Genomic DNA, 5,274 nt, shown 5'->3' with positions numbered 1-5,274 from the left:
CGTCCTACCCTCGCAGGCAGTCTCCCACCAACTACTCTCGGCGTGAAGAAGCTTAACTACTGTGTTCGGCATGGTTACAGGTGTTTCCTTCTTGCTCTTGCCACCGTACTTTTCCTTGTGAGCTTTTACACTCAAAACTAAATATAATCCGCTAAAAAAACCTTAATTGCCTTCAAGCTTTGGTCAAGTCCTCGACTGATTAGTACTGGTCCGCTCCAAGCCTCACGGCTCTTCCACTCCCAGCCTATCTACCTCTTAGTCTTTGAGGTGTCTTACTACTTGCGTATGGGAAATCTCATCTTGAGGGGGGCTTCGCACTTAGATGCTTTCAGCGCTTATCCCGGCCATACTTAGCTACCCAGCGATGCCTTTGGCAAGACAACTGGTACACCAGCGGTATGTCCATCCCGGTCCTCTCGTACTAAGGACAGCTCCTCGCAAATTTCCTACGCCCACGACGGATAGGGACCGAACTGTCTCACGACGTTCTGAACCCAGCTCGCGTGCCGCTTTAATGGGCGAACAGCCCAACCCTTGGGACCGACTTCAGCCCCAGGATGCGACGAGCCGACATCGAGGTGCCAAACCTCCCCGTCGATGTGAACTCTTGGGGGAGATAAGCCTGTTATCCCCAGGGTAGCTTTTATCCGTTGAGTGATGGCCCTTCCATACGGTACCACCAGATCACTAAGCCCGACTTTCGTCCCTGCTCGAGTTGTCGCTCTCGCAGTCAAGCTCCCTTATACCTTTGCACTCTGTGAATGATTTCCAACCATTCTGAGGGAACCTTTGGGCGCCTCCGTTACACTTTAGGAGGCGACCGCCCCAGTCAAACTGCCCGTCTGACACTGTCCCATGCCTCGCTTAGAGGCCCTGGTTAGAGCAGCCATCAAACAAGGGTAGTATCCCAACATTGCCTCTGATAACACTGGCGTGCCATCTTCTCCGGCTCCTACCTATCCTGTACATGTTTAACAGCTGCCCAATATCAAATTGCAGTAAAGCTCCATGGGGTCTTTCCGTCCTGTCGCGGGTAACCCGCATCTTCACGGGTATTATAATTTCACCGAGTCTCTCGTTGAGACAGTGCCCAAATCATTACACCTTTCGTGCAGGTCGGAACTTACCCGACAAGGAATTTCGCTACCTTAGGACCGTTATAGTTACGGCCGCCGTTTACTGGGGCTTCAGTTCGCTGCTTCGCTTGCGCTAACAGCTCTCCTTAACCTTCCAGCACCGGGCAGGTGTCAGCCCCTATACGTCGTCTTACGACTTAGCAGAGACCTGTGTTTTTGATAAACAGTTGTTTGGGCCTATTCACTGCGGCTGGCTTTTACACCAGCACCCCTTCTCCCGAAGTTACGGGGCGATTTTGCCGAGTTCCTTAACGAGAGTTCTCTCGCTCACCTGAGTGTTCTCCACTCGACTACCTGTGTCGGTTTGCGGTACGGGTACCTATCTTCTCACTAGAAGCTTTTCTTGGCAGTGTGACGCTTGAACCTTCGCTACTCTAATTTCGCTCCTCATCACGCCTTGTGCTTACCAGTAACAAGCATTTGACTCATTACCACACTTGACGCTTAAACATGGCTTCCAGCGCCATGCGTTCTTTGCCTCCTGCGTCCCTCCTTCGCTGTTAACGAAGATAAGCAGTACAGGAATCTCTACCTGTTCTCCATCGACTACGCCTTTCGGCCTTGCCTTAGGTCCCGACTTACCCTGGGCGGACGAGCCTGCCCCAGGAAACCTTAGTCTTTCGGCGGATAGGATTCTCACCTATCTTGCGCTACTCATACCGGCATTCTCACTTCTAAACGCTCCATTTATCTTCACAGTTAAACTTCGCCGCATTTAGAACGCTCTCCTACCACATGCATTACTGCACATCCACAGTTTCGGTACTATGCTTAGCCCCGGTAAATTTTCGGCGCAGCGTCACTCGACTAGTGAGCTATTACGCACTCTTTTAATGATGGCTGCTTCTGAGCCAACATCCTAGTTGTCTACGCAACTCCACATCCTTTTCCACTTAGCATAGATTTGGGGACCTTAACTGGTGATCTGGGCTGTTTCCCTTTCGACTACGGATCTTATCACTCGCAGTCTGACTCCAGTGCCTTGATCGCTGGAATTCGCAGTTTATCTGAATTCAGTAACCCCTGACGGGCCCTTCGTCCAAACAGAGCTCTACCTCCATGATCATCCTCGCACCAGGCTAGCCCTAAAGCTATTTCGGAGAGAACCAGCTATCTCCAAGTTCGTTTGGAATTTCACCGCTACCCACAACTCATCCCCGCAATTTTTAACTTACGTGGGTTCGGTCCTCCAGTGCGCTTTACCGCACCTTCAACCTGGTCATGGGTAGGTCACTTGGTTTCGGGTCTACATCAACTAACTACTGCGCCCTCTTCAGACTCGCTTTCGCTCCGGCTCCGTCTTTTCTGACTTAACCTCGCTAATTAACGTAACTCGCCGGTTCATTCTACAAAAGGCACGCCATCACCCTTTAATGGGCTTTGACTATTTGTAGGCACACGGTTTCAGGTTCTCTTTCACTCCCCTCCCGGGGTTCTTTTCACCTTTCCCTCACGGTACTGGTTCACTATCGGTCACAATGTAGTATTTAGCCTTGCGAGATGGTCCTCGCTGCTTCAATCGGGATTCCTCGTGTCCCGACCTACTCAGGATCCTGCTCGGCGCGCTTGGGATTTCGCTTACGGGGCTCTCACCCTCTCTGGCTTACCTTCCCAGGTAATTCTGCTATCCTTTGCGCTGCCTTGTCGCAGTCCTACAACCCCAAATGATAAATCATCTGGTTTGGGCTCTTTCCGCTTCGCTCGCCGCTACTAGGGAAATCGATTTTTCTTTCTCTTCCTGCAGCTACTTAGATGTTTCAGTTCACTGCGTCTTGCCCCAGGTGGCTATTGATTCACCACCTGGTAATGCATCTGCATGTATTGGGTTCCCCCATTCGGATATCTCCGGATCATTGCGTACTTACTGCTCCCCGAAGCCTTTCGTGGTTCGTCACGTCCTTCTTCGCCTCATTGTGCCTAGGCATTCACCATGCGCCCTTCTTTACTTGACCTTACTCAAGATACTCTCTCGGTCGCTCTTTAGCAATCTGTTCTCTTTTGATTGTTTCTCGGTTTTTCTTGGATTATATTCAGTTTTCAATGTACTAACTCATTGGATCTGTCGCAGATCCAATGGAGGCTAACGGGTTCGAACCGATGACCTCCTGCTTGCAAAGCAGGTGCTCTCCCAACTGAGCTAAGCCCCCAATGTCTTTTCTAGACACGCTGCTTCTTTTATACTTGCCTATGGGCCTAAATGGACTTGAACCATCGACCTCACGCTTATCAGGCGTGCGCTCTAACCAGCTGAGCTATAGGCCCGTATCTAGCGTATCTTTTCCTTTTTCTGAGGTACTACCCTCAAAACTAAACAATGTCTTCGCTACTCATGTGCTTTGCCGGACTTCTCTTAGTATTCCTACTCTCCGTCTCGGCTCCCTTTTCCTTAGAAAGGAGGTGATCCAGCCGCAGGTTCTCCTACGGCTACCTTGTTACGACTTCACCCTAATCATCTGTCCTGCCTTAGACGGCTGACTCCTTTGCAGGTTATCCCACCGGCTTTGGGCATTACAGACTCTCATGGTGTGACGGGCGGTGTGTACAAGGCCCGGGAACGTATTCACCGCGGCGTGCTGATCCGCGATTACTAGCGATTCCAGCTTCATGCACTCGAGTTGCAGAGTGCAATCCGAACTGAGATTAGCTTTCAGAGATTCGCTTGCCTTTGCAGGTTCGCTGCTCGTTGTACTAACCATTGTAGCACGTGTGTAGCCCAGGTCATAAGGGGCATGATGACTTGACGTCGTCCCCACCTTCCTCCGGTTTGTCACCGGCAGTCTCATTAGAGTGCCCAACTTAATGCTGGCAACTAATAATAAGGGTTGCGCTCGTTGCGGGACTTAACCCAACATCTCACGACACGAGCTGACGACAGCCATGCACCACCTGTCTTAGTGTTCCCGAAGGAAACATCCTATCTCTAGGACTAGCACTAGATGTCAAGACCTGGTAAGGTTCTTCGCGTTGCTTCGAATTAAACCACATGCTCCACCGCTTGTGCGGGCCCCCGTCAATTCCTTTGAGTTTTAACCTTGCGGTCGTACTCCCCAGGCGGAGTGCTTAATGCGTTAGCTGCAGCACTGAGAGGCGGAAACCTCCCAACACTTAGCACTCATCGTTTACGGCATGGACTACCAGGGTATCTAATCCTGTTCGCTACCCATGCTTTCGAACCTCAGCGTCAGTTACAGACCAGAGAGCCGCCTTCGCCACTGGTGTTCTTCCATATATCTACGCATTCCACCGCTACACATGGAGTTCCACTCTCCTCTTCTGCACTCAAGAAACATAGTTTCAGCTGCAGTTCCCCAGTTAAGCTGGGGGCTTTCACAGCTGACTTATCTTCCCGCCTGCGTTCGCTTTACGCCCAATAAATCCGGACAACGCTTGCCACCTACGTATTACCGCGGCTGCTGGCACGTAGTTAGCCGTGACTTTCTGGTTGATTACCGTCAAACAAAGATCAGTTACTTTCCTTGTCCTTCTTCACCAACAACAGAGCTTTACGATCCGAAAACCTTCTTCACTCACGCGGCGTTGCTCCATCAGACTTGCGTCCATTGTGGAAGATTCCCTACTGCTGCCTCCCGTAGGAGTTTGGGCCGTGTCTCAGTCCCAATGTGGCCGGTCAGTCTCTCAACTCGGCTATGCATCATCGCCTTGGTAGGCCGTTACCTTACCAACTAGCTAATGCACCGCGGGCCCATCCTTTAGTGACAGCTCGAAAGCCGCCTTTCTCAGCTTGAGCATGCGCTCTTGCTGCTTATTTGGTATTAGCACCTGTTTCCAAGTGGTATCCCAAGCTAAAGGGCAGGTTGCCCACGTGTTACTCACCCATCCGCCGCTCGCGCTTCTGACTTCCTACCGAAGTATTCTGTCAAAATTGCTCGCTCGACTTGCATGTATTAGGCACGCCGCCAGCGTTCGTCCTGAGCCAGGATCAAACTCTCATTTTTTAAATGTTTGTTTGAATGTTTGCTCATTCGTTCCAAGATTCGCATCTCGGATTTATTTGCTTGCGAAATTGACTTCGCTCTTTTGTTTTGGGTTCTTTAAACCCGCACATTTTTGCGAAAACATTGTTCAGTTTTCAAGGTACTACCTGCTGCTAAAGCAGCTTTTTTATTTTGCCAGATTC

The 5,274-nt window shown here is 50.6% G+C and carries 2 tRNA genes and 3 rRNA genes; all 5 read right to left on the bottom strand.

Features of this window, described 5'->3' with window-relative positions:
* Window positions 1-108, bottom strand: a 5S ribosomal RNA gene (rrf, locus tag ACFQ32_RS10255); the annotation flags it as partial.
* 71 nt (window positions 109-179) lie between these two features.
* Window positions 180-3,088, bottom strand: a 23S ribosomal RNA gene (locus ACFQ32_RS10250).
* 122 nt (window positions 3,089-3,210) lie between these two features.
* Window positions 3,211-3,283 (bottom strand) — tRNA-Ala (locus ACFQ32_RS10245).
* A gap of 41 nt (window positions 3,284-3,324) precedes the next feature.
* Window positions 3,325-3,398 (bottom strand) — tRNA-Ile (locus tag ACFQ32_RS10240).
* A 128-nt stretch (window positions 3,399-3,526) separates the two neighbouring features.
* Window positions 3,527-5,092, bottom strand: a 16S ribosomal RNA gene (locus tag ACFQ32_RS10235).
* Between the last annotated feature and the right edge of the window lie 182 nt (window positions 5,093-5,274).

This window comes from Lactobacillus melliventris, assembly GCF_042679465.1.
GTDB lineage: Bacteria > Bacillota > Bacilli > Lactobacillales > Lactobacillaceae > Lactobacillus > Lactobacillus melliventris.
Note: the sequence above shows the minus strand (reverse complement) of the source record. Positions and strands in the feature narration are given on the sequence as shown.